The sequence below is a fragment of the Variovorax sp. dw_954 genome (assembly GCF_018449755.1).
Taxonomy (GTDB): Bacteria; Pseudomonadota; Gammaproteobacteria; order Burkholderiales; family Burkholderiaceae_C; genus Variovorax.
Map to the genome: position 1 here is coordinate 1 of NZ_JAAVVD010000014.1, position 23103 is coordinate 23103.

Below are 23103 nucleotides of genomic sequence, written 5' to 3' on the forward strand. Positions count from 1 at the left end.
GAGCCAGATGGGGCCGGCGGATGTGGATGAAGCGTGGCTGCGTTCGGCGCGCCACTTGCATGCGACGGGCGTGTTCCCGGCGATCTCCGAGACCAGCCTTCAGGCTGCCATCAAGTCCATGGACGTGATGCGCGCGGCCGGCCGCACGATCTCCTTCGACACCAACCTGCGGCCCACGCTGTGGAAGTCGACCGAGGACATGCGCCACTGGATCAATCACCTGGCCTCGCTCGCCGACTGGGTGCTGCCCGGCATCGAGGAGGGCCTGCTGCTGACCGGCCACGACACGGCCGAGGGCATCGCGCGCTTCTACCGCGACCGGGGCGCAAAGCTCGTGGTGGTGAAGCTCGGTGCCGCAGGCGCCTACTACGACAGCATGGATGGCGGCAACGGCTATGTCGACGGCTTTCCGGTCGAGAAGGTGATCGACACCGTGGGAGCCGGCGACGGCTTTGCCGCAGGGGTCGTGAGCGCCTTGCTGGAAGGGCGCAGCGTGCCGGATGCGGTGCGCCGCGGCGCCTGGATCGGCGCACGCGCGGTTCAGGTCCTCGGCGACACCGAAGGCCTGCCGACGCGTGAAGAACTGGCACAGGGCGGCTTCTAGAATCGCGTGCTTCCCATGCCCGATCGGCTCTGTTCCATGAAATGCACCCTGAGCTACCGATGAACGACAGGCCGCAAGTTCGACGTCCCACCATCGCGGCCGTCGCGGCGTCCGCAGGTGTGTCCAAGGCCACGGTTTCGCGGTTCTTCAATCACGACAAGTTGCTCACGCCCGACATCGCGGCACGCGTCAAGAAGGCGATCACCGAACTCGACTACGCGCCCAGCCCGATGGCCCAGGCGCTGAGCCGTGGTCGCTCACGATTGATCGGCCTGGTCGTGGCGGACATCACCAATCCCTATTCCGTGGCAGTGCTGAGAGGCGCGGAAAAGGCATGCCAGGAGGCCGGCTACCTGGTCATGCTGTTCAACCTCGGGAATTCGGTCGGACGCGAGCGTGAAGCCATCGATGCGCTGGCTGGTTACCAGGTCGACGGCTTCATCCTTAATACGTTGGGCCGCGGGGCCGGCGTCGTGGAGGCTCTGGAGCGCAGCGGCAAGCCGGCTGTCCTGGTGGATCGGCGGCACAGCGGCATGACGCCCGATTTCGTGGCGCTGGACAGCGCCGACGCGATGGTGACCGCCTGCAACCATCTCATCGAGAACGGCTACCGTGAACTCATGTACGTCACTGAGCCGAAGAAGGGCGTGAGCAGTCGGCGCGAGCGTGCGACCGCGTTCACCAAATGCGTCGCATCGGAATCCAGGCGGGTCGCGGGGCAGGTGTTCGAGTATTCGGAGGACGACGGAAAGCTGCTCGAGGATGCGATGCGGGCGCTCCTTCTCCGCGCGAAAGGCGCAAAGGACGGTCGCCGCGCCGCCGTCATCTCCGGCAATGCAGTAGTCACGCTGCGCATTGCCGGCATCGCGGCGCAGTGCAACTGGAAGTTCGGCGCCGACCTGGGTTTCCTTGGGTTCGACGATCCCGAGTGGGCGCCACTCATCGGTCCCGGACTGAGCGCCATTGCCCAGCCTACCGACGCGATCGGGCGAACGGCGGCCACCTGCCTGATCGATCGATTGCATGGCGAGTCAGCGGCACCCCGACAGATCCTCTTGCCTGGGCAACTGGTCATGCGAGGATCGTCGGCCGCGCAGGGGGGACGCGCTTTCGGTAGGAAGCAGTCCCATGAATTCGATACCTAACTACACAGCACGCGCTCCGTCGGCAGGCGGTCTCCCTCGCGAAGGACGTTGGTCATGATCGTGAGGACCGGGTTCTTGGCGACGCGGATCGGGTTGATCCCGTCGATCCCGCCGTGCGCCTCGAACTCGATCAGGCAGCGTTGGCAAGGTTTCCGACGGGGTACCAGCATGTGGCATACATCCAGACGCTGATCGGATACACGGTCTAGCTGGATATGCCGCAACTGACAGGCCCCGAGGTCGAGCGCCTGCATGCGCGTGGAAAAACTTGGCTTGCTGGCGCATCACTGGAACGATGAAGGCCCCCAAGGCCCGACGATCTGTCCGGTGCCCCATTTCGGTCTCCTCGCTACAGCTAGCAGGCGATCAACGCCTGCGCCTCGCGCACCATGCGGTCAACAATCACGGCCGCCGGCAGGACATCGTGTATGAGGCCCACGGCCTCGCCAGTGAGAAGGCAGGCATTCTCGACGTCACCGGCTCCCAGCGCCTTCCAATTGCGAGCTTCCTCGCGCGCCAGATTGTCGGGCTGCGTCAACTCTTCCTCGCGTCCGTGCCAGTCGAGCGCAAAGCGCGTCTTGAACGTACGCGCCGTGAATGGCCGAGGCCAATCGATGCGCCGGGCAATGTCTGCGACCTGGAAACGTAGTCCGCATCGTCGTAGCTGTCCATCCCGTTCTGCTGAACTCCATGGAAGTCCAGAACTTCATCCGCTTCTTGTCGATGAGGAGCAACTCACGGTCGCATTCATAGGCACCTTCGTGGCGATGGTGGCCATTCGCAATGAGCATTCCGCGCTCGAGACTCGCCCGGCACACAGCAAATATGCAAGAACGAAATCGGTCCTTTGCCGCCGATGCACGGGGGCCTAAGTTCATGCCATGTCCAAACCAGACCACCCCATCGAGCCCTTCGGACAAGACGCTCCCGAAGGCCTTCCACACAGCACGCCACGCCGCCACTTCCTCGGCCTGGCCGGCCTCGCTGGCAGCGGACTGCTGACGGCGGGCACATCCGCAGCCGCGCAGTCCGCGGCCCCGGTGAGCGATGTCGCCTCTTCGGCCGACTACGACGAGAGCTTTCGCAGGCGCACGCTGCGCGTGCGCGTGGACCTCGCCAATGCCAACGCGGCGCTACCGCTCCCGCCTCATCCGACCAACGGCGACGAGCAACGCTATCCGAACAACATCGGCTCCGACAGCCGCGGCCTGCCGCACAACGAGCGCGGCGAGGTCGATCCGGCCGCCTGGAAGCTGGCCACCACCGCGTACATCACACGCGACCCGGTCGACTTCGAGAAGATTCCGCTCGGCGGGACACGCAAGCTGGTCAACCCCATCGGCACGCTCGCGGTCAACCTTGACGGCCTGGTGCCCGCCCAGTTCGCATTGCCGTCGGCGCCCGCGCTGGCCAGTGCGGCGCGTGCGAGCGAGGCCATTGAGATCTATTGGGTCTCGTTGCTGCGCGACGTGCCGTTCCACGAGTTCAGCGACTCGACGACGAACAAGGGCGTGATCGCGGCCGCCGAGGAGTTGAGCAAGGCGCCCGACTTCCATGGCCCCAAGCAGGGCGGCAAGGTCACGCCGCAGACACTGTTCCGCGGGGCGGCACTCTATGTCGACAGCAATGACCGCAGCGGCCGCACCGCGCGCTGGGTCACGCCGCCCGGTGTCACGGAAGGCCCGTACATCTCGCAGTTCCTCTACCGCGACGTGCCCTTCGGCCCGCGGACCTTGTCGGCGCGCATTCGCAGCTACGACCCCGGGAGCGAGTTCCTGACCAGCTACGACGAGTGGCTCAGCGTTCAGAACGGCAATGCGCCCAAGGGCCGGATCGCTTTCGACCCGACCCGCCGCTACATCGCCAACAGCCGCGACCTCGCGGCCTATGCGCATGCGGCAGCGGCGTTCAACTTCATCGGCAATCAGTTGCTGAGCACACCGTCGGCGTCGGACGCGGCGTTCGGCGGCATCTTTCCTGCGGCGCAGAACACCCTGGCCGCGAGCAACCCGTACCTGAAACTGAAGACCAGCGGTGGCGCCTCGGGCACCTTCGGCGCGGCCTATTTCCAGTCTATTCTGTCGCTCGCTTCGTCGCTGGGCATTCGCATCAACTACTACCAGAAGTGGTACCTGCAACGCGTGCTAAGGCCAGAGGCGTTCGGCGGGCTGGTCCATCACCGGCTGGCCAACAAGGTCAGCGAGTATCCGATCCACGAGGCGTTCCTCGGCTCGCAGGCGCTGGAGCGCAGCCGCGCGAAAAACGGTACACACCTGCTGTCGCACGTGTTCCCGGAAGGCGCGCCGATCCACTCTTCGTACCCCGGCGGGGCGGCCATCATTGCGTCCGTGACGGTCACGTTGCTGAAGGCCTTCTACGACGAGTCGCTGGTCATTCCGAACCCGGTGCAGCCTGATCCGGCCGACCCGACGCGGCTGGTTCCTTACCAAGGACCGCCGCTGACAGTGGGCGGCGAGTTGAACAAGCTGGCGCTGAACTATGGGTCCGGTCGCACGGCCGGTGGCATCCACTGGCGCTCCGATGCCGCGGCTTCCTACGCGCAAGGCGAGGCGCTGGTGATCAGCCTGCTGCGCGAGCAGAAGCAGACCTTTCGCGAGCCCTTCGAAGGCTTCTCGTTCACGCGCTTCGACGGCACCCGCGTGACCGTCTGAGGATCACGACGGGGCACTGGCAATGGGCGTCGGTGCCCCGCCCCGCGTGCGATTGCTCCGCGGACCCCGGACGTCTCAAGTTTGCGGAGCACGCGCGTCCGGATACCGAGGTTGGACACCGGGCCAAGACACGCTCAGTCCAGGAGGGCCACCCGTTCCTCAGCCTGTTGCACCTCGTCGGCCCGTACCTGCGATGCTCGATGCGCAGGCCGCTGCAACCCCAGGTGCTCACGCAGCGTTCGGCCCTCGTACTCGGTGCGGAACAGACCGCGGCGGCGCAGCTCGGGCAGCACCAGTTCGATGAAGTCATCCAGCCCGCCGGGAAACCAGGGCGACATGATGTTGAAGCCGTCCGCACCGCCTTCCTCGAACCATTGCTGCAACTGGTCGGCGATGCTGGCCGGCGTGCCGACCACCTGCTGGTGGCCGCGCGCGCCGGCGATTCGCAGGTAGAGGTCACGGATGCTGAGGTTTTCGCGCCGGGCCAGGTCCAGCAGCAGGCGCTGCCGGCTCTTGGGTCCATTGGTCTCGGGCAGCTCGGGCACAGGCCCGTCGACCGGTAAGCCGGAGAAATCGAAGCCACCGATCACGCTCGACAGCAACGACACGCCGACCACAGGATGCACCAGCGACTGCAACTGCTCGAACTTCTCTTCGGCCTCCGCCTGCGTGCGGCCGACCACCGGGAAGATGCCGGGCATGATCTTCACCTGGTCCGGATGCCGCCCATAGGTCGTCACCCGGTTCTTGATGTCGGTGTAGAAAGACTTGGCCTCGTCGAAGGTCTGGTGCGCCACAAAGATAACCTCGGCCGTGCGCGCCGCCAGGTCGCGGCCCGCTTCCGAAGCGCCGGCCTGCACCACCACCGGTCGGCCCTGCGGCGAGCGCGAGACGTTGAGCGGCCCGCGCACCGAGAAGTGCTTGCCCTTGTGATGCAGCACGTGCAGCTTGTCTTCGTCGAAATACTTGCCGCTTTCCTTGTCGCGCACGAAGCTGTCGTCTTCCCAGCTATCCCACAGGCCGGTCACGACGTCGTGGAACTCCGCCGCGCGCTCGTAGCGGAAGGCGTGATCGAAGTGGTCCTCGCGATTGAAGTTCTGCGCCTCGCCGGTGCCGCTCGAGGTGACGAGGTTCCAGCCCGAACGCCCGCCGCTGATCTGGTCGAGCGAGGCGAATTTGCGCGCTACGTTGAAGGGCTCGTTGAAGCTGGTCGACACGGTGGCGATGAGACCGACCCGCTCGGTCAATGCGGCGATGGCTGCGAGCAGCGTGAGGGGTTCGAAGTGATCGCTGCGCGCGGTGCGCGATATGGACGGCAGGTTGCTGCTGCGCACGCCGACCGAGTCGGCAAGGAAGATCGCATCGAACTTCGCGGCCTCGGCCTTCTGTGCGAGCGCAACGTAGTGCCGGAAGTTGCTTCCCGCATCGGCCTGTGCTCCTGGATGGCGCCATGCGGCGATGTGGTGGCCGGTCTGCATGAGAAGGCGCCGAGATTGAATTGGCGCGTGGATGAAGGCATGGGTTGGGTTCCTGAAAAGACAAGGGACGGGGCTGTGTCACCACGCGAGCTGAAGGCCCGGCGGCAAGCCGGTCACCGGCGTGCGATCTGGCACGGGTTGAGCAGTGGTTGCAACGGCGCCCGGCTCCACGTCAATGAAGTCGCTCAGCACGTCATCGCGCAGCCGGATGAAAGCCGGGTCGCTGCGGTTGCGCGGATGCGGCAGGTCGACCTCGACCGTGCGCCGGATTCGCCCCGGCGTAGAAGAAAATGAGTCCCTTCCAAACGTGAGGGTAAAAGTGTGACTCCGCGTCTGCCGGAGCCCGCCCTGCGGGGCCAAGCCCCGTCGCACAAGGGGATCGCCAGTTCGGAAAGCAAATGCGATACCGCTGCGCCGCGTCGTTCCGAAAGTCGCCGCGTCGTCTTCGCGGGCGATCGGATTTCAACCGATGGCCGCGCGCGTCACAGCCGCGCGCGCCTTTTGCCCGAGCTTCCTGTATCCCGTCGGCGGCGCGTAGCCGAGAGCGGAATAGCAACTGCGGCAGTGCTTGCAGCGGAAAGGCGCGTCCAGCAACTGTGCGTCGAGTTTGTATGCCGATCGGCGACCGCATCTTCGGCAGACATCGCGCAGGGCGTCACCGTGGATCGGACAACGCACATGTCGCTCGAGCTGGAATATTCGGCTGTGATAGGCAGTGCTGATGCAGCTCGGACAAAACCGGAGGAAGGGGCACGTGTCATTTGTCGGGCGAGAGATGCCCTCGCGCACGTTGCGCCGGGTGATGCCGAGCAACCGCGCAACCCGAGCGATGTCGACGTCGGCAGGCACGGTACCCTCATAGGGATCGATCGGATGGCCACACACCTGCGACATCACGAGATACCCTGGTAACCGGTTCATATGAGCGAATTTCCAGAGCATGCTGACCAACGACTCATAGGGCTGGAGCCAGGAGCGCTGAAACACGTATCCCAGGCGCGGGTCCAGCGCGTGTTCTTCGAGCGTCAGTATCAGCAGTGTCACGCGCCGTGCTTTCTTGCAGTACTGCAGGCAGCGTGAAATCGTGCGGGCGATGCGGTTCGAGGGCAGCCTCGATGGTGCGAATCACGTCGTAGCGAGAATATTCTCGGCTCAGACTGATGTGGAAGCCCAGTACCGCGCGGCTGTAGACGTCGATGATGACCAGCAACCACAGGCGCTCGATCTCGAACTGCTGCTCGAAACCCAGGGGGTCGCGCACCACGACCTTCAGTCGCACGTCAAGCCGGTGGCCGTCGAACTCCACGACATCGAATGCCTCCCGCGCGGCAGGAGCTGCGATGTCGCCGGGCATGCCCTTGAGGTGAGTCGCCCCAGCAAGCCGTGCGCCGCGGCCGAATGTACGCAGGCACTCGGTGCGTACCATCTTCGCCAGAGAACGGATGCCCATGCGCTGTGCGTTGAAGGGGTAGTCCGCAGCGGTGAGACCGGCCTGCCTGCACTGGAGCAGGAAGTCGATGTGCAGGTGCTTCAGGCCACGAAGCCGTATGCGCAGTCCCTCGGCGGTGGTGGTCTGCTCGACAGCGATGCGCTTGGCGCGGACTTGTTGGACGATCCAACCTGCGATGGCAGGATGGCGCTGCAACAGTTCGTCGAATGCTCCGGCGGCCCCGGAACCATCCGCTCGGAGTCGGACTTTAGCAATGCGCTGATAGGGCGCGACGCGCGCATACGGCACGAGTGCGCGCCACCCGAAAAGGCGACCGTCTTCGTGCGGCGCGAGACAGTGATCGAGGAGGCGATAGAGCTGCCCGCGCTTGACGCCAGTGCTGGCCTCTATTGCCTTGAGAGAAGTGCTCGCGAGGTAGAGTTCGATAGCCTGATGCCGAGCGAAGTAGATTGCCCGCTGCGGGCTGCGTAGAGCGGACGCGTCGAAGGCAGGCCATGACGACGGGTCGAGCTCAGGAGTTGGTCGGCGATTCATGGTGTCGGTCCGAAGATCGTTTGCGGTGTCAACGGCTGGCTGTACAACGAAGGCGCGCTCAGGCGGCCGCGGCGTAGGAGCTCGAACACGGCGCCACGCACGACGGGCGGATCGCCCGTCGCGAATGCCTGCTCAAGGCCGGACAGGGACACGGGGTCGTGAACGTACTGGTGTATTGAGGCGTCAGTTTGCTTAGCCAGGCTTGCGTGGAAACGATGGTCGGCAATCCGCTGCCAGTTGACGATCCACATCGCGGCCGCAGCAAGCTCAGCAGCTGCGACGCGTCTCAGCGGGATGTCGCTCGCGGTGGGGGACAGGGGTTCATCCTCATCGTCATTGACAAGCAGCAACTGTTCGCCGTCGTCACGCTGAACCCAGAAATCGACGAGACGAGCTCCTGGTGTAGGACTCAAGCGAAGAGGGCGTTCACAAAAGCACAGCACCGTCGGATCGCCTTCCAGGCGAATCCACTGATCGAATGTCGCACGATCGAACAGGCGAATCCGCCTGCTCAGCTTGGGACTGAAGCCCTCGAGCAGCCGGGCACCGCGTGGTCGAGGTGCGTCCAGCGGTGTCGAGAAGCGTGGAGCAAAACTCCTCATGATTCAACACCTTACGCGGCCTTCGAGCGACTGGATTCGCGAAGTATTGAATTTGCTTTGCGCGGTTGCGAAGTACCAGATTTACTTTCTTTCTGATGACGGTAAATCTGTGACTACGCAAGCAGGCGCCATAGGTAAACGGCGCGCACAGCCGGTACTAGATTTACTTTCTTCTACGAATGACCATTTCGCCCCCGGTGCGTATGGCCGCACCGTGGAGCGGCAATTTCGCGAGCTCATCCGCCGACGTGATGACAGGCGCGAGCGTTTCATTCGCGCCGTCTACCCGCTGTTTCGCGGACCGGCACGATTGAAGGGGGAACTGCGACTCGTCGCGCGAAACGCCGTTCTTGCCGGATTTCGGTTGCTCGGCATCAAGTTCCCCTATGACCTGAACGGATAGCGTGATCCTTGGCCGCCGTCAGGAAGCGGTGCGCCGCGACCTGCGCTCGGCCAGGTACTCCAGCCCGTAGATGTCGGCCATCTCGCTGTGGCCGATCCGATCGCCGCTGCGCCACTGCATCAGGGACTGGAAAGCCACGTGCGAGGGGTTGTAGTTGTACCAGGGGTGGATGGCGATGGCCGTGCCGGACACCTCGTGCTTCACGCCGCGCACGTCGGTCGCGACGATGCGGCAGTTCATCGGGCTGAGGTTCGCGTGGCGCCCCTCCATCTGCGCTGAGACCAGGCCGTAGACCTCGCCCTTGTCCATCACGTAGCCGTTGCGCAGGCTCTCGTAGATCGTCTTGCCGTCCTGCACGTCGATCAGCATGGCCATGTGGATTCCGTAGTCCTCGTCGAACACCGCGGAGATCCAGCTGACGGCCCGCTTGCTGGTCTCGGTGCGGCGGCTCCAGCTGTGGTCGACGCAGTCGTAGCAGTCGACCTCGTAGCGCACGCCACGCAGGTTCAGGTGGCCGGTGATGTGGCCCATGAGCTCGAAGTGCCCGCTCGGGTCGTCCGGGTCGGCCGAGGGGTTGCCCCATTGCGTGCCCAGGCGCTCGTCGAACTGGTGCCCGCCATCGGTCTTCAGCAACGGGTTCTGGTCCGGGTCGCCGGCGTCGAAGGGATCGTGCAGGCCACGGAACTTCAGGTCGAACGAGCAGCCGCCGCCCAGCTTGTACTCGTACTGGAAGTGCGATTCGCGCGGTGGCTTGGTGAAGTGGACCTTGAGGCCGCTTTCCAACTCGTAGTGGGTGAAGTTGTCGGGGCAGGGCAGGTGCATCTGGGCATCGCTGAAGTCCACCTCGTGCGGGTGGAACCGAAAGCCCTGGACGATGCCGACCGAAGAGAGCGCCACGCCGAGATTCGGCCGCGCCGCGATGTACAGGTTCCCCAAAATGCCGGCCTGCGGCACGGAAAAGCTGAGCGGCGTCGTCTCCGTCCAGCGCCAGTTGTCGCGCTTGACGGGGTGGAACTCGGAGTCCTTGCTGGTGATCATGCGTTTCCTCAGGCAGACAGTCAGATCAGGCGAGCGAGCCGGTGGACTTCTCGAGCGCAGCCCATGCCTCCTCGCCCATCTTGCCGCGCCATTCCTTGTAGTAGCCGGCCTGCTTGAGGCGCTCGCGGAAGGGAGCCGTGTCGATGTCGATGAACTTGACGCCGGCCGCCTCGAGCTTGGCCTTGACGTCCTCGTTGAGCTTGCGCATGTCCTCGCGCTCCTGCAGCGCGGCGGCGTTGAAGTTGCGCGAGATGATGTCCTGCACGTCCGCCGGCAGTGCCGTGAATTGAGTGCGATTGGAGACCACGAACATGCCTTCCCAGCAGTGGTTCGTGTTGGTGATGAACTTCTGGACCTCGTACAGCTTGGCCGTGTAGAGGTTGACAAGCGGGTTCTCCTGGCCTTCGACCAGCTTGGTCTGCAGCGAGGTGTAGAGCTCCGAGAAGTTCATGCTGACCGGCGCCGCGCCCAGCGCCTTGAACATGCCGAAGAACATCGGCAGCACCGGAACGCGGATCTTCATGCCCTGCATGTCGGCCAGGGAGTTGATGGGGCGACTGCTGCCGACCGTGCGGAAGCCGAGGTCCCAGTACTTCTCGAACACGTGGATGTCCACGCTGGCAGCCGCCTTGCGAGCGACCCGCCCGACCTCGCCGTCCACCGCGCTCCAGATGGCGGCATAGTCCTTGAACGCAAAGCCGAGCGCGCTGGCGCCGACGGCCGGGTTCAGGGTCGTCATGAAGGATGCCGACGTCGTATAGAAGTCGAGCGCACCCGAGCGCACCTGGGACAGCATGTCGGTGTCGCCGCCCAACTGGCTGGAGGGGAAGTACTTGATGACGACCCGGCCCTTGGACTCCGCGGCGATCTTTTCGGTTGCCTTGACCGCATTCACGCTCAGCGGGTGGTCCGGTGGCGCGAACGAGCCCCACTTCATGTCGAATTCGGCCGCGCGGGCCATTCGAGGAGCGATGGCGAGGAGCGGGGCCCCGACAGAGGCGGCCAGGAGGGAGCGGCGGGCGAAGGTCATGATGTCTCCAGGTTGAAGGGAACTGCTTCTAGAGGAAGCCGGTCGAGATCCAGGGAATGGCTGCCACGAGCAGCAGCCCGGCGGTCAGCGCGCCGAGGTAGGGCCACATGGCGCGCATGGCATCGTTGGGCGGCACCTTGCCGATGGCGCAGGCGATGAAGTAGCCGATGCCCAGGGGCGGCGCAAACACGCCGACGCCCATGGCGAGGATGACCACCATCGCGTATTGCACTTCGTGGATGCCGAAGCTGCGCGCGATGGGAAACACCAGCGGCGCGAAGACCACCAGGGCGGGGATGCCTTCCAGTGCCATGCCCAGCACCACGAAGGCCACGATGGTGATGCACAGGAAGCCGTACTTGCCCCCGGGCACGCCGGACATCATGAAGGAGAGCTGGGTCGAGAAGCCGGATTGGGTCAGGGCCCATCCCATGGCGCTGGCGGCGCCGATGATGAAGAGAATCGCGCCGGACATGGCGGCCGTGTCCACGAGCAGGCCGTACACGCGGCGCCATTCGAACTCGCGATAGACCAGTACACCGAGCAGCACGGTGTAGACGATGCCGATGGTCGACACCTCGGTCGCCGTCGCGACGCCTTCGGTCACCACGAAGCGGATCACGAAGGGCAGGGTCAACGCCGGCGCGGCAATCAGGAAGGCCTTCCAGACCTGGCTGCGCGATGCCCTGGCCACGCCGCTCATGTCGTCGCCGCGCGACCGGAAGAACGCCAGCAGGCCCAGCGCCAGGGCCAGTACCAGCGCGGGCAGCAGGCCGCCCGTGAACAGCGCCGAGATCGAGACGCTGGTCACCGACCCGATCGTGATCAGCACCAGGCTCGGCGGGATGGTCTCGGCCATCGCTCCGGAGGTGGCCAGCAGCGCCACCATCTCGCCCGGCTTCTGGCCGCGCTTCTTCATTTCGGGGAACAGCACTGGCGCCACGGCAGCCATGTCGGCGACCTTGGAGCCCGAGATGCCCGACACCAGGTACATGCCGCCCAGCAGCACGTAGTTCAGGCCGCCCCGCACATGCCCGAGCAGCGACGCGAGGAAGCCCACCATCGCGCGCGCCAGGCCCGCAACCTCCATCAGCGCACCGAGCAGAACGAAGAGGGGGACGGCCAGGAGGATCAGGTGCGAGGACCCTTCCTCGATCCGTCCGATGATCACGCTCGATGGCGCGCGGGTGGCGAAGAGCACGTAGGCCAGGGTCGCGATGCCGAACGCGAAGCCGATGGGCACGCCCAGCAGCAGGCACACCGTCACCGTGAGGGCGAAGAAGACCAGGAGGTTCCAGTTGCCGATCGCCTTCAGCGACGGGCCCAGGACATAGAAGGCGAGCGCGGCGCAGGCCACCGCCAGCAGCGACATCGCGAAGTCCCGCCAACCCGCCGTGCGCCACAGCCGCGTCAGGGCGATCACGATCATCAGCGCGAAGCCCACGGGCAGCGCGGCCACTCGCATGCTGTTGGGAATGCCCAGGGCGGGCGTGGTGATCATGTGTTCGTGCATGGCGAACTTCGCTGCCGGGCCGACCAGCGCACCCAGGAAAGTCAGTGCGACCACCAGCCCGAAGGCTTCCGCCAGTGCACGCGTCCTGGCGTTCAACCGGTCCAGCAGGAAGGTCAGGCGCATGTGCTCGCCGCGGTGGAAGGCAATCGCCGCGCCCAGCATCCCGATCCAGAGGAACAGCACCCCGGCGAGTTCATCGGTCCAGCCGATCGGACTGTGGAAGACATAGCGGGACACGACGCCCGTCAGCAGGATCACGACTTCCGCCAGGATCAGCGCCACTGCCGGGGCCTCCAGCACATGACGCAGCACGCGCCCCGGCGCCGCAGGAACGGCGGCGCCGAGCGGCATATCGGGCGCGCTGGCGTTCATCGCTGCTCGAAATGGAAGAACGATTCCAGCGGCGGCAACTCGCCCGGCCGGAGTTCGAAGCCTTGCGGCGCGAACCACGTGCGCTGCATGTCCACCCATCGCCTGGAGCCCGCCAGGATCGTGTGCTCGACGCGCTTGCGAAGCGGCGCGTCGGCGGTGGCGACCGCACGCGCGAGTGCGCTGATGGGCGCGCTGAGGGCAGCGGTGGCCGCGCGGATGTCGGCCAGCGGCGCAGCATCCTGGCGCTGGACGACGTGGGCCTGCTCGATGGCCGATGCCAGCTGCAGGAAGATGCCGTCCGAAGCCGATCGCGCGTCCGCGGCCAATTGCTCGGCCAGCGCCAGGTAGTGGTTCAGCTCGAACACCTGTCGCAGTTGCCAATGCGGCAACCGCGTGCGCAGGAACTTCAGGAAGCCGGCGACGAGCCGCAATTGCTCGCCCGCCAGCGGGTCGGCTGGATCGACGGCAGGGAGAATGACCTTCTCGAGCGCCTTGATGGACGCCAGCAGGGCGTTGTCGGTGTAGTCGGCCATCAGAGGTCTCCTTCCAGTTCGCGGCGGAGTTCTTCCATGGCGCCGAAGGCGGCCGCCTCGATCCATGCGATCAGCACGTCCTGGTGGGTCTTGCCCAGGCGCACCACGCGATAGGAGGACGCGAGCGCGGTGACGACGATCTGGTAGCAGTTGAAGATGCGGTAGTAGCGCAGGCGCACGGGGTCGACCCGCAGGCCGGAAGCTTCCTCATAGCGCTCGAGCAGTTCGTCGATCGGCGCGATGCCGGAGGCGAGGAAGGTCTTGCCGTCCTCGCTCCAGTGCCCGTACTGTTCCGCGGTGGTCCAGGCCAGGTCGCGATGGCGGTCGCCCAGGTAGCCACGCTCCCAGTCGAGCACGGCGGTGATGCGCGCCGTTTCCTCGTCGAACAGGAAGTTGCCGCTGCGGTAGTCGCCGTGCACGACGCTGACATTGTCCAGCGTCGGCAGGTTGCGTTCCAGCCAGTTGGACGCCACTTCCATCAGCGGCAGGTCCTCGCCCCGGTCTTCTTCCCAGATGCGGCGTGCGCGATTGAGCTGCCACAGCGCGCTTTGGGTGGTGCCGACCGAAGGGCGGTCGAACGCGGTGAAAGCGTGCTGGGAGGCGTCGAAGTTGTGGATCTTCGCGAGGCAGGCCACGAAATCGGGGACCAGCCGCTTGCGCAGTTCCGGCCCGTAGTTGGTGCCGATGCCGGCCACCTTTCCCTGTTGCGCCCTGGGCTTGGTGCTGCCCTCGGCAAAGGCGTAGACCAGGGCCGGCTCGGGGAACCAGCGGCCATCCGGATCGACCCAGTAGGTGCGCGGCACGGGAATCACGCCGGCAAATGCAGTGAGCAACTCGAACTCGCGCTGCCGGCTCGTCGAGTTCAGGGACTCCGCCGGCTCCATGCGCGCGACCAGGCGAATCGCGGTCGGACCCACCCCCGGCTCGTTCCAGTGCAGCGTGAACCCCATCTGGATCTTCGAGGCGCCGCCGGAGAACCAGCGCTGGTCCGCGAGCCGGAAAGCCCCGTCGATCTTGTCGCGCAGCAGTGCGCCGATGTAGCCATTCATCGCATCGAAGCTCGCACCGTCGAACGACGGGCCTGCCCGGTGCTGCATCTTGCGGGTCAGCATCAGGTCGTTCTCGCGCTCGGTGGGATATTGCGCGCGCATGCGTTCGATGAAGGCGCTCGACGGGTTGTCGCGATCGGCGTCGGTGATCGGAGGATGCTCGCTCATCGGATGTCTCTGTCAGATTCCATGCATATAGTGCTCTAGCGCAATAATAGGCAGCGAACCTTTCGCCGCCGGCTAGGGAATTCCCGCGGGCGGGCCGCGCTTTCGGGCTGCTGCCTCAGATGCCCCTTTGTGCGGACGCGGCGCGTTTTGACCGATTGCCGGCGCGCAAGCCCTGCGGGTCGGCACGATTGACCGGGTGTCGCAAAGCCGCCCACAATCCACGTCGTACGGTAGCGCACCATCGCCCTGGCGCTCGTGGCCGCCGCAGTTCGCGAACGACAGGCGCCAGGCTCGCGGGTCAAGGACACGACCCGGTGCGACTACGGTCCGGTTGCATACCCGTCAACCTTCCAGTGGGGCTTCAGGAATGCGCGATCAGTCTCCGCCCAGCTTCAGTTTTCAACCGGTGCGTACCCGCGCGTATGCCGAACTGCTGACACAAGCCAGGCGCCCGAAGGTGATCAACGTGGTCGCGCCCATCGGCTACGGCAAGACCGTGCTGATGGCTCAGCTCTATTCGCACCTGGCCGAGTCCGGCCACGACGCCCATTGGATCGGCCTCGACGAGCGGGATGCCAGCGCAGACCGTGTGCTTGCGGCGCTGCTGGATCAGCTGGCGACGCGGCGCAGCGTCGTCGATCCGACGCAAGCGCTGATGCGCGGCGACGAGCCACTCGAGCGCCGCATCGATGCCCTCGTCACTGTGCTGTCCGACCTGCCGGGCGAAGCCACGGTCTTCATCGACAACCTGAACAGCTGCACGGACGAAGCCCTGGGCCCCATGCTCAACGCGTTGGTGTTTCGCACGCCTGCAACGGTGACTTTCATCTGGTCCAGCACGAACGAAATTCCATTCGATGCCGCGCGCGCGAAGCTCGAAGAGCGCCTTCGCCAGATCGGGTATGGCGACTTGAGCCTGGATGCCAGGGAGACCGGCGATCTGCTGGGCGTGGACCTCGGGCGCGACCTTGGAAGTGCAGGCGTCAGCGCGGTGCAGGCTCGCACCGAGGGTTGGCCGGCGGCGGTCCGCATGGCCCAGATCGTGCTGTCGGCGTCGGAGCGGCCATTGGCGGCACTGGACGCCTTCTCGGGTTCCGACGAAGACATCTCGGCCTTGCTCCATCGGCAGGTGCTGGTGCGCATTTCGCCCGAGCTGCGCGACTTCCTGATGTGCCTGTCGTTGTTGCGCACCTTCGGGATTGCCATGTGCCGCTACGTCATGGGCACCGACGATGCGCGGGATCGCCTCGACTTCCTGCTCAAGCGGAACGTTTTCATCGTTCCCCTGGATCGCAACCGCAAGCGCTATCGCCTGCACTCCCTCTTTCGCGAGTATCTGGGTGGCGAAGCGGCCCTGCAGCTGAATGCCGGGCGTCGCAAGCAGGTGCTGGTGCGGGCCAGCGAGTGGTGCGAACAGGCGGCCGAGTGGCACGACGCCATCTCCTACGCCCTGGCCGCCGACGAACTCGCGACAGCGGCTCGCCTGATGGAGCGCAGCGCCCACGTCTTCGTGCGCGAGAACGGCGATATCCAGCAATTCATCGCGTGGGTGGATCGCCTGCGCGGGACCCGGACGCCGATCGGCTGGGAATCCCGATACTGGTATGTATGGGCCCTTGTCTTCCAGCGGCGATTCGAGAGCAGCCTGCAGCACCACCGCTTGCTCGTCGAGCAATTCGTCCGTCGCGGGCCGGAGGTGGTGGTCCCGGCCGACCTGGGCCAGCGCATCCAGCACCTGCGCATCTGCATCGACTACTTTGCCGACCGTCTGGACGACGCGCAGCGCGGTGTCGATGCATGGCTGGTCGAGCACGTGTCCAGCAGCGCCTATGGCGTGGGCTCCATTGGTTGCATCCTCAGCCTGTGCCAGGCCTTCTACTTCCGGTTCGAGCAGGCATGGAAGACGATGCGTGCAGCCCAGCCCGTGCTGCTCGGGATCGATGGCGCTGACATGGTGGGCTGGATCAGCCTCATCCACGCGGCGATCATGACCTACGAAGGCGACTACCAGCATGCCCTGGACGAGCTCGGCAGCGGCCTGGCCGAGGCGCGCAAACGCCTCGGCGACGACGCAGTCCTGTGCGGCACCATGGCCCTGGTCGCCTCGCATTGCGCCACCGAGATGGGCGAGATCGCGCAGGCGCGAGAACTGCTGGTCTTCGGCATGCGCACGGCGCGCAATACCGCGACGCTGGACCTGCTGGCCTGTGGCTTCGACGCTGCGTTGCAGCTATGGACGGGTCGCGACGATGAACTGGTGTCGGTGGCGCGGCTGCGCGAGCTTGCTGCCGCCTATCCGCCGCGCCTCGCGCTGATGTTGTCATGCCAGCTCATCCAGCGCCTTGGCCGCACTGGCGACGCGCTGGCCGAAGCCGAGCGCATCGGCCTGCTGGCCGACTGCGACGATGCGGCCGAGGTCCATCGCGACGAGCTCGTGGTGCCGCGCGCACGGGACCTGTGGTGGGCCACGGCCATCGACCTGCTGATCGCCGTGCGCAGGATGGTGCGTGCCGATGTCCTGATCACCCGCGAGTACCGCATCGCCAAGGAAGAAGGCCGCGCCAGCCGGTTGGTCGAGCTCGGCCTGGCACGCGCCAGGATCGCCTTGCATGCGGGTGACGAAACGGGCGCCAGCCGGGCGCTGGCCGGCTCGCTCCGGCGCGCGGCGCGTCGTCGCATCGTGCGTCCCTTCAAGGACCATTCGGAGCTGGTCGCAGCACTGACGCATGCAGGCAAGATTTCCACCTGGACCTTCGCGCTGGCGGAGGAACGCGCCTTTTTCGAGGAGATCGCGCGCGGGCCGGCGCCCGGCTCACCCGACAGCGGCAACCCGTCGAAGGAGCCCGATGCGTTCGTGGCGGTTTCGGCGCCCACTGCGCGCGAGGCAGAACTCCTGGTGCTGCTGGACCTGGGCCTGTCCAACCAGGAGATTGCAGACCGGACCCAGGTATCCATCACGACCATCAAGTGGCACCTGAAGAACCTGTATCGCAAGCTCGGCGTGTCGACGCGCACGGCAGCCCTGGCGCGCGCGCGTTCGTTGACGCCGGCGCTCGAAGCATCGCCGCCCGGTCCAGGGATTTCACGATGAGGTCAAACCCGCCCTTCCAAAGGAGGGGTTCGCAAGCCTCGGGCCGCTTCCTAGCATCGTTGCATGCTGCCTGCCATCACCCGCGATTCCTGCGTTCTGCGCAACATCCTCGACCGTTGGAGCGAGGAGACCCCGGACAGGCCGTGCGCGCGATTCGAAGACGGCCAGGAATACAGCTACAGCCAGTTCACCCGAATCGTGCGCCACACGGCGCGGGCATTGCAGGACCTGGGTGTGTCGCAGGGCGACCACGTATTCGTCTGGATGCCGAATGGCTTCGACATGATGCGGTTGTGGTTTGCCATCAACTACATCGGCGCCGTGTATGTGCCTGCCAACGTTGCCTACAAGGGCGCACTGCTGGAACACGTCTTGCACAACGCCGGCGCCAAACTGGCGGTGGTGCACTCGCAGCTGCTCGAGCGCCTGGCATCGGTCCAACGCGCCGGCCTCGAGACCGTGGTGGTCATCGGCGCAGCGCACCACGCACTGGACGGCGTGCGCGTGCTGCCGTCGGCGGCGCTCGTGTCCGATGGCGATCCATTGCCCCTGGCCCGGCCCATCGAGCCGTGGAGCACGCAAAGCATCATCTACACCTCGGGCACCACGGGTCCATCCAAGGGCGTGCTCTCGTCGTACGCCCACCTGTACTTCATGGGCCTGGGTGTCGTCTCCGACCGCGAGAACCAGCCCTTCCTGAACCGTGACGACCGATTCCTGATCACCTCGCCCCTGTTCCATGTGGGCGGTACGTCATGCGTCTACGGCACGTTGATCGTGGGCGGGGCCATCATCATGCTCGAGTCCTTCGATACGGCGAGCTTCTGGAAGAAGGTCGATGAGACCCGCGCCACGAATGTGGTGCTGCTGGGCGTGATGGCCAGCTTCCTGGTCAACCAGCCGCCCGCGTCGACCGATCGCGGGCACACGCTGCGCAACGCGACCATCGTGCCCATGTCCACCGAAGGCGTGGCTTTCGGCCCGCGCTTTGGCGTGACGACGCACACCATCTTCAGCATGACCGAGATCGCGGTCCCGCTGGTCGCCCCGCCCGATCCCACGGTGGCCGGCAGCTGCGGCATGGTGCGCGAAGGCGTCGAGGTACGCCTCGTCGATGCCAACGACCAGCAGGTGGCCGTCGGCGCCATTGGTGAATTCGTCATGCGGCCTTCGCTGGCATGGACGACCTCGCATGGCTACAACGGTGACAGCGCCGCCACCGCGGACGCCTGGCGCAATGGCTGGTTTCATTCCGGCGACGCCTTTCGCATGGACGAGAGCGGCTGCTTCTTCTTCGTCGATCGCTTCAAGGACTCGATCCGCCGCCGCGGCGAGAACATCTCCTCCTTCGAGGTGGAGCTGGAGATCACCCGCTACCCCGGCGTCACCGAGGTGGCTGCGGTCGCCGTGCCGAGCGAGCACACCGAAGACGAGATCCTGATCGCGGTGGCGATGGCCGAAGGACGGGCGCTCGACTGCATCGCGCTGATCGAGCACCTGCGCCCGCGCATGGCGCACTTCATGATCCCGCGCTACATCCGCGTGCTGCCCGAGCTGCCGAAGACTCCCACGCGCAAGGTCGAGAAATACCGCATTCGCAACGAAGGCATCACGCCCGACACCTGGGACCGCGAGGCTGCCGGCATCGTCGTGCGGCGCGACCGCCTGAGCTGATCCCGCCCCTTCATTCAAATCACCAACAGCGAACCACCATGAGCGACTTCGGGCCACAAACCATTCTGCGCACCCACACGGTCGAGAACCAGCCGCCGCCGCTGGAGGGCGTGAACGCCTTCACCGGCGACACTGCGCGAGGCGCTGGTGCGCGAAGGCGGTGCATGGGCAGCGGAGCGCCTGACCGCCCTGGGTGACGTGGTCAACGATCCCGTACACGTGGAGAACGCCTTCCTCGCCAACAAGCACACGCCGGAGTTGCGTCGGTTCGACCGCCACGGCCGCCGGGTGGACGTGATCGAATTCCATCCCTCCTATCACCACGTGATGCGGCTGGCCTATCAGCATGATCTGGGCGGCCTGGCCTGGAACAACCCGCGCCCCGGCGCGCACGTGGCGAAGGCTGCCGCTTCGATTCTGTTCAACCAGCTGGAAGGCGGGGTGATGTGTCCGTATGCGATCAGCTATGGCTCCATTCCGCTGATCCGGCAGCAGCCCGAACTGGCCGCGATCTGGGAAACCGGCCTGCGCTCGCGCGAGTACGACCCGCGAAACCGCCTGCCCGGCGAGAAGACCGGCCTGACCGCCGCCTTCTCCTCCACCGAGAAACAGGGCGGGTCGGACGTTCGCAGCAACAAGACCTTTGCCACGGCGGTGGGTCGGCGCGGCCCCGGCGAGGAATACCTGATCAATGGCCACAAGTGGTTCTGCTCGGCCGCCGCCGGCGATGTCTTCTTCATCGTGGCGCAGACCGAGAAGGGACCCAGTTGCTTCCTTGCGCCGAAGTGGTTTCCCGACGGAACGCGCAACCCCATTTCACTGGAGCGACTGAAGGACAAGCTCGGCAACAAGTCCAACGTGTCGTGCGAGATCGAGCTGGAGAACGCGCGCGGCTGGCTGATCGGCGAGGAGGGCCGGGGCATTCCCGTGATGATGGCCTTCATCCATTGCACACGGTTCGAAACCGTGCTGGCGCCAGCCGGCTTCATGCGCAAGGGACTCAGCGAGGCGATGCACTACGCCACCCACCGGGCGGCCTTCGGCAAGCAATTGATCGACCAGCCGGTGATGCGCAGCGTGCTGGCCGACCTTGCACTGGAGTCCGAGGCATCCACCGCATTCGCCATGCGCATCGGTCGCTCCTTCGATCTCAAGGACGAGAACGACGCCGAGCGGGCCTATGCCCGCACCGCGATCGCGATTGGCAAGTATTGGTTGAACAAGCGCTCCGTGCCCTTCCTGCACGAGGCGATGGAAGTCTTCGGCGGCCCCGGCTACATCGAGGAATGCGTGATGCCGCGCCTGTATCGCGAAGCCCCGGTCCACGGCCTGTGGGAAGGTCCCGGCAATGTGCAGGCACTGGATGTGCTGCGCACGCTGGGCAAGGAAGCGGATGCGTCCGAAGCCCTGTTCGCCGAGCTGGCACTCGCACGCGGCGGCAACCGCCTGCTCGATGCGCTGGTGGCCGAACTGCAGGACATGGCCGGCAACGGCCAGGTGGCGCCGGAGTTGGCGAGGTACTTCACCGAGAAGGTCGCCATCGCGCTGCAAGCCGCGCTCCTGTTGCAGCATTCGCCCGACTTCGTGGCCGATGCCTTCTGTGCCACCCGCATCGGCGGGGGCTCAGGCACCACGTACGGCGCGCTGCGCCACAAGATCGACTGCGGCGCGATCCTCGCGCGCGCAGCTGTTCATTGACAGGGCCGCACAGATGACAGCATTGCAGCGGCCAACCCCGGCGCCTGCCGCAGCGTCGGATGCGGCCTTGATCGCCGCCGTGCGCGACTTCGTCGAGCGCGAGATGCTCCCGGTGGCCCGGCTGGGCGATGCGTCGGCGCGCTTTCCGCACGAGATCGTCGACGGCATGCGCCGCCTGGGCCTGTTCGGCACCATCATTCCGAAGGAATACGGCGGCCTGGGCCTGGACATGGTGACGCACGTGGCCATCATGGAAGAAGTGGCACGCGGGTGGGTGTCGATGGCGGGCGTGCTCAATCCGCATGTGCTGTGCTGCGACCTGGTGCTGCGCTCGGGCAGCCCGGCGCAGCGAGCGCACTACCTGCCGCGCATGGCCGCGGGCCAGTTGCGTGCCGCCTTCTCGCTGTCGGAACCGCATGCGGGCTCCGATGCGCAGGCCATCACCACTTCCGCCCGGCGTGCCGCGGACGGCGACTGGCATCTGCATGGCCACAAGCGCTGGATCACCAACGGGCTCGGGGCCGGGGTGGTGTTCGTGCTGGCGCGCAGCGACCCCGATGCCGTGCCGCCCCACACCGGAATGACCTGCTTCCTGGTGGAGAAGACGCCTTGGGAGGACGTCGGCGAGGGTCAGCATGCCGGCGTTTCCGTCACCGAAAACATCGACAAGATGGGCGACAGGGGTGTGGAGACGACCGACCTGGTCCTCGACGGCTATTCGTGCCCAGGCTCGCGCATCCTTGGCGAGGAGAAGGCAGGCCTGGGTCGCGGCTTCGTGCAGATGATGGCATCGCTGGAATCGGGCCGCATCAGCGCGTCGGCCCTGTGCGTCGGCGTGGGCGTGCGCTGCTACGAGGTGGCCATGAAGTACGCGACGGAACGCCGCACCTTCGGCAAGCCCATCGCCGAACACCAGGCGATCCAGTTCAAGCTCGCCGACATGGCGACCCAGCTCCAGGCGGCGCGCCTGCTGACGCGCCATGCGGCGCAGGTGAAGGACCTCGGCCAGCGCGCGGACCTGGAGGCCGGCATGGCCAAGCTGTTCGCTTCCGAGGCCTCGCTGAAGATCGCCGAGGATGCCTTCCGCATCCACGGCTCGAACGGCTACTCCAAGTCCTGGGAGATCGAGCGGCTGTACCGCGACGCGTTGTCGCTGGTGTCGGCAGAAGGGCCGTCGGAGATCCAGCGCATGGTGATCGGCCGCACCCTCGTGCGCGAATTCGGGCAGCAGCGGGTGCGCACGTGAGCGACGCCGCAATGCGATTGCCGGGCAAGCTCGCCCTCATCACCGCCGCCGCATCCGGCATGGGGCAGGCCGGCTGCGAACTGTTCGCGCGCGAAGGCGCGAGCGTCGTCGCCGTCGACATCGACGCCGCGCGGCTCGACGAGGTCGTGCGCTCGGTGTTGCAGGCCGGCGGCCAGGCCCATGGCATCGTGGCCGACATGCTCGATGCCGAGGCATGCCAGCGGATCGTCGAGGAGGCGGCTGCACATCTGGGTGGGCTGGACATCGTATGGAACCACGCCGGGATGCCGAGCATGCGTGGTATCGAAGGGCTCGCGCTGTCCGACTACGCGCGCTGCATGGACCTCAATGTTCGCAGCGGGCTGCTCGTGACCGCTGCGGCGCTGCCGCACCTGCGGCGCCGGGGCGGCGGCTCGGTGGTGTTCACGGCGTCGATGGCCGGGCTGGTGGGCCTCGCGACGAGCCCGGTCTATACCGCGGCGAAGTCGGCGGTGGTCGGGCTCGTGAAGTCGCTGGCCGTGCGCCATGCGCGCGACAACATCCGCGTCAACGCGGTGTGCCCAGGGCCCATCGACACGCCGATGTACCGCCAGTTCCTCGACCCCGGGCCAGACCCTGCCGCCGCGGCCGATCTGCTCGCGCGTTCGCTGGCACCAGTGCCGATGCGGCGGCTCGGGCAGCCGATGGAGGTGGCGCACGCCGCACTCTGGCTGGCCTCGGACGATGCGTCGTTCGTGACCGGCGCGGCATTGCCGGTTGACGGCGGCTTCACGGCGCACTAGGACGAACGGCGTCCGCACAAG

The 23103-nt window shown here is 66.0% G+C and carries 19 protein-coding genes and 2 pseudogenes; 10 read left to right on the forward strand and 11 right to left on the reverse strand.

All coding sequences use genetic code 11. From position 1 onward, the window contains the following. Both HB681_RS21020 and HB681_RS21025 read left to right on the forward strand, forming a co-directional pair. A partial coding sequence (locus tag HB681_RS21020) for a sugar kinase (RefSeq protein WP_213956816.1) occupies positions 1–604 on the forward strand: 604 nt, incomplete at its 5' end. 59 nt (positions 605–663) lie between these two features. Further along, positions 664–1749 (forward strand): substrate-binding domain-containing protein, encoded by a 1086-nt coding sequence (locus HB681_RS21025; protein ID WP_213956817.1) that lies wholly within the window; start codon positions 664–666, stop codon positions 1747–1749. Here HB681_RS21025 and HB681_RS21030 read toward each other — a convergent pair. After that, positions 1746–2003 (reverse strand): hypothetical protein, encoded by a 258-nt coding sequence (locus HB681_RS21030; protein WP_213956818.1) that lies wholly within the window; start codon positions 2001–2003, stop codon positions 1746–1748. The two genes, HB681_RS21025 and HB681_RS21030, sit on opposite strands and share 4 nt — an antisense overlap. Before the next feature lie 41 nt (positions 2004–2044). Between HB681_RS21030 and HB681_RS21035 the strand changes: the two genes are divergently transcribed. Then, the gene (locus HB681_RS21035) at positions 2045–2398 is read left to right on the forward strand and encodes a hypothetical protein (protein WP_213956819.1); all 354 of its coding nucleotides are present in this window, start codon (positions 2045–2047) and stop codon (positions 2396–2398) included. A gap of 232 nt (positions 2399–2630) precedes the next feature. Continuing rightward, positions 2631–4421 (forward strand): twin-arginine translocation pathway signal protein, encoded by a 1791-nt coding sequence (locus HB681_RS21040; RefSeq protein WP_213956820.1) that lies wholly within the window; start codon positions 2631–2633, stop codon positions 4419–4421. Positions 4422–4555: 134 nt separating this feature from the next. On the opposite strand, the pseudogene HB681_RS21045 reads toward HB681_RS21040, so the two are convergent. From HB681_RS21045 to HB681_RS21060, 5 genes and pseudogenes are all read right to left on the reverse strand, one after another. Then, positions 4556–5940, reverse strand: a pseudogene (locus tag HB681_RS21045) (LLM class flavin-dependent oxidoreductase). Positions 5941–5977: 37 nt separating this feature from the next. After that, positions 5978–6178: pseudogene (locus HB681_RS38215) on the reverse strand (ABC transporter ATP-binding protein); the annotation flags it as partial. A 183-nt stretch (positions 6179–6361) separates the two neighbouring features. Further along, positions 6362–6943, reverse strand: a complete 582-nt coding sequence (locus tag HB681_RS21050; protein ID WP_213956821.1) for a hypothetical protein — start codon at positions 6941–6943, stop codon at positions 6362–6364. Then, positions 6855–7883 carry a hypothetical protein gene (locus HB681_RS21055; protein ID WP_213956822.1) on the reverse strand — a complete coding sequence of 343 codons (1029 nt, stop codon included), beginning with the start codon at positions 7881–7883 and terminating at the stop codon, positions 6855–6857. Before HB681_RS21055 ends, HB681_RS21050 begins: the two co-directional genes overlap by 89 nt. Next, a complete protein-coding gene (locus tag HB681_RS21060; protein WP_213956823.1) occupies positions 7880–8485 on the reverse strand; it encodes a hypothetical protein in 606 nt (201 codons plus the stop codon). Before HB681_RS21060 ends, HB681_RS21055 begins: the two co-directional genes overlap by 4 nt. On the opposite strand from HB681_RS21060, the gene HB681_RS21065 reads away from it, so the two are divergent. Beyond that, a complete protein-coding gene (locus tag HB681_RS21065) occupies positions 8484–8888 on the forward strand; it encodes a hypothetical protein (protein WP_213956824.1) in 405 nt (134 codons plus the stop codon). The two genes, HB681_RS21060 and HB681_RS21065, sit on opposite strands and share 2 nt — an antisense overlap. A gap of 18 nt (positions 8889–8906) precedes the next feature. Here the strand turns inward: HB681_RS21065 and HB681_RS21070 are convergent, their stop codons facing one another. The 5 genes from HB681_RS21070 to HB681_RS21090 are packed head-to-tail and all read right to left on the reverse strand — an operon-like array spanning position 8907 to position 14591. Continuing rightward, positions 8907–9926: a hypothetical protein gene (locus tag HB681_RS21070; RefSeq protein WP_213956825.1), complete on the reverse strand. Its 1020-nt coding sequence runs from the start codon at positions 9924–9926 to the stop codon at positions 8907–8909. A gap of 25 nt (positions 9927–9951) precedes the next feature. Next, positions 9952–10956, reverse strand: a complete 1005-nt coding sequence (locus HB681_RS21075) for a TRAP transporter substrate-binding protein (protein WP_213956826.1) — start codon at positions 10954–10956, stop codon at positions 9952–9954. A 28-nt stretch (positions 10957–10984) separates the two neighbouring features. Further along, complete coding sequence (locus HB681_RS21080) at positions 10985–12841, reverse strand: TRAP transporter large permease subunit (protein ID WP_213956827.1); 1857 nt, start codon at positions 12839–12841, stop codon at positions 10985–10987. Continuing rightward, positions 12838–13374, reverse strand: a complete 537-nt coding sequence (locus HB681_RS21085) for a hypothetical protein (RefSeq protein WP_213956828.1) — start codon at positions 13372–13374, stop codon at positions 12838–12840. Before HB681_RS21085 ends, HB681_RS21080 begins: the two co-directional genes overlap by 4 nt. After that, positions 13374–14591: a phosphotransferase family protein gene (locus HB681_RS21090; protein ID WP_213956829.1), complete on the reverse strand. Its 1218-nt coding sequence runs from the start codon at positions 14589–14591 to the stop codon at positions 13374–13376. Before HB681_RS21090 ends, HB681_RS21085 begins: the two co-directional genes overlap by 1 nt. A 406-nt stretch (positions 14592–14997) precedes the next feature. On the opposite strand from HB681_RS21090, the gene HB681_RS38790 reads away from it, so the two are divergent. From HB681_RS38790 to HB681_RS21115, 5 genes are all read left to right on the forward strand, one after another. Then, positions 14998–17682 carry a LuxR C-terminal-related transcriptional regulator gene (locus tag HB681_RS38790; RefSeq protein ID WP_213956830.1) on the forward strand — a complete coding sequence of 895 codons (2685 nt, stop codon included), beginning with the start codon at positions 14998–15000 and terminating at the stop codon, positions 17680–17682. A gap of 63 nt (positions 17683–17745) precedes the next feature. Further along, positions 17746–19356, forward strand: a complete 1611-nt coding sequence (locus HB681_RS21100) for an AMP-binding protein (RefSeq protein WP_213956831.1) — start codon at positions 17746–17748, stop codon at positions 19354–19356. A gap of 132 nt (positions 19357–19488) precedes the next feature. Continuing rightward, entirely contained in the window at positions 19489–21054 is a 1566-nt protein-coding gene (locus tag HB681_RS21105; protein WP_256735041.1) for an acyl-CoA dehydrogenase family protein, read from the forward strand. 13 nt (positions 21055–21067) lie between these two features. Further along, a complete protein-coding gene (locus tag HB681_RS21110) occupies positions 21068–22300 on the forward strand; it encodes an acyl-CoA dehydrogenase family protein (protein ID WP_213956833.1) in 1233 nt (410 codons plus the stop codon). Continuing rightward, on the forward strand, positions 22297–23082 hold the full coding sequence (locus HB681_RS21115; RefSeq protein WP_345944716.1) for an SDR family NAD(P)-dependent oxidoreductase: 786 nt from the start codon (positions 22297–22299) through the stop codon (positions 23080–23082). The genes HB681_RS21110 and HB681_RS21115 overlap by 4 nt, the downstream gene beginning before the upstream one ends. Positions 23083–23103 lie beyond the last annotated feature (21 nt).

Excerpts from the sequence above, each read along its gene's own strand:
- HB681_RS21025 (WP_213956817.1), top strand. The coding sequence starts at position 664 with ATGAACGACAGGCCGCAAGTTCGACGTCCCACCATCGCGGCCGTCGCG.
- HB681_RS21030 (WP_213956818.1), bottom strand. The coding sequence starts at position 2,003 with ATGCAGGCGCTCGACCTCGGGGCCTGTCAGTTGCGGCATATCCAGCTA.
- HB681_RS21035 (WP_213956819.1), top strand. The coding sequence starts at position 2,045 with ATGAAGGCCCCCAAGGCCCGACGATCTGTCCGGTGCCCCATTTCGGTC.
- HB681_RS21040 (WP_213956820.1), top strand. The coding sequence starts at position 2,631 with ATGTCCAAACCAGACCACCCCATCGAGCCCTTCGGACAAGACGCTCCC.
- HB681_RS21055 (WP_213956822.1), bottom strand. The coding sequence starts at position 7,883 with ATGAATCGCCGACCAACTCCTGAGCTCGACCCGTCGTCATGGCCTGCC.
- HB681_RS21065 (WP_213956824.1), top strand. The coding sequence starts at position 8,484 with ATGATTCAACACCTTACGCGGCCTTCGAGCGACTGGATTCGCGAAGTA.
- HB681_RS21060 (WP_213956823.1), bottom strand. The coding sequence starts at position 8,485 with ATGAGGAGTTTTGCTCCACGCTTCTCGACACCGCTGGACGCACCTCGA.
- HB681_RS21070 (WP_213956825.1), bottom strand. The coding sequence starts at position 9,926 with ATGATCACCAGCAAGGACTCCGAGTTCCACCCCGTCAAGCGCGACAAC.
- HB681_RS21075 (WP_213956826.1), bottom strand. The coding sequence starts at position 10,956 with ATGACCTTCGCCCGCCGCTCCCTCCTGGCCGCCTCTGTCGGGGCCCCG.
- HB681_RS21080 (WP_213956827.1), bottom strand. The coding sequence starts at position 12,841 with ATGAACGCCAGCGCGCCCGATATGCCGCTCGGCGCCGCCGTTCCTGCG.
- HB681_RS21085 (WP_213956828.1), bottom strand. The coding sequence starts at position 13,374 with ATGGCCGACTACACCGACAACGCCCTGCTGGCGTCCATCAAGGCGCTC.
- HB681_RS21090 (WP_213956829.1), bottom strand. The coding sequence starts at position 14,591 with ATGAGCGAGCATCCTCCGATCACCGACGCCGATCGCGACAACCCGTCG.
- HB681_RS21100 (WP_213956831.1), top strand. The coding sequence starts at position 17,746 with ATGCTGCCTGCCATCACCCGCGATTCCTGCGTTCTGCGCAACATCCTC.
- HB681_RS21110 (WP_213956833.1), top strand. The coding sequence starts at position 21,068 with ATGACAGCATTGCAGCGGCCAACCCCGGCGCCTGCCGCAGCGTCGGAT.